The sequence below is a fragment of the Bartonella sp. CL435QHHD genome (genome assembly GCF_042195095.1).
In the GTDB taxonomy this organism is placed as follows: Bacteria; Pseudomonadota; Alphaproteobacteria; order Rhizobiales; family Rhizobiaceae; genus Bartonella.
Genome location: NZ_JBHINS010000034.1, coordinates 1 through 1,158, shown reverse-complemented (window position 1 = coordinate 1,158; position 1,158 = coordinate 1). Strand labels below are relative to the sequence as shown.

At 32.6% G+C, this 1,158-nt stretch carries 1 protein-coding gene; it reads left to right on the top strand.

What is annotated here, in order from left to right:
* Window positions 1–203 (top strand): YadA-like family protein (locus ACFILH_RS01600; protein ID WP_375631976.1); only part of this gene is annotated, 203 nt, incomplete at its 5' end.
* Between the last annotated feature and the right edge of the window lie 955 nt (window positions 204–1,158).

Below are 1,158 nucleotides of genomic sequence, written 5' to 3'. Positions count from 1 at the left end.
TAGCAGTATCCAACCTACGTTACTTCGACGAGCCAGGATCTTTGAGTGTCTCATTTGGTAGCGGCACATGGCGTGGACAATCCGCATTTGCCCTTGGTGCTGGTTATACATCTGAAAACGGAAAAATCCGCTCTAATCTCTCTGCCACGAGTGCTGGTGGTCATTGGGGCATAGGTGGTGCAATTACTCTGAAAATAAAATAATACGAACAACGAAAACAAAACATCCACCCTTATTTATTGAAATAAGGGTGGATATTTTTTTTACAGACGCACAGTATTTATCTAGAGATAAGCATAATATTTGATGAGGCTATAGACTGTGAGGTTTTATAGAAGATTTTCTATATTTTGTTGAAAAAAGATCATAGTAGAATCCATATTGCTAAAAAGTTATATTTTTATGTTGCTATTTTCATGAACAGCCTATAGCAATATGGGAGTGTATATTAGTAAGACTCATTTTGATGAAATAACTTTCAAAGGGGGAAAAGTAGTGCGTAAAGATAAAAGGTACATCACGAGACCGCGCATATATCATTATATGATATATTAAAAAGAAAAAATCCAACTAAAAAGCCAGTTATCCAAGGAAAACTATATTCCAGACATATTACAATTTCTTTTTACTTTACTTATTATTAACAAAACCATGCTTTCTAATAAAAATAAAGTCTATAATTAGGAAAATACATATTAAAACCTAGTACAAAGGATTTTATAGTAACCACTACCAAGTAAAATGTAATATTAAATATAAAGACCCCTTTTTAGTTAGAAAAAACAGCACACTAAAAAACTTAGACTCTAAATGTGTCATCTTTATGTCCACAAAACATAATCAAAAAGACAAACATTTAGGTCTCAATACAGAGAGCACAAACAAAACAAGACTAAAGACTCAAAATGTTCACACTCTAAGCAATGATCGTCTACTCTGAATTCCAAAGAAATCAATAATGCTAAAATGTGTCTTTTTTATGTTTTGGAGGTGTTTTTAAGTTTTTTCATTGGAGAGTTTGTTATGAAAAAATTATATGCCCCACAAGCTGCGAGTGAATTAAAACGTTCTCGTTTTTCTTTTGTTAAAGTTCTTTCGTTGGCTATAGCGGCTACATTCTTATCGAATGTTACGCCTGTTTTTTCAGCAAATCCTGAT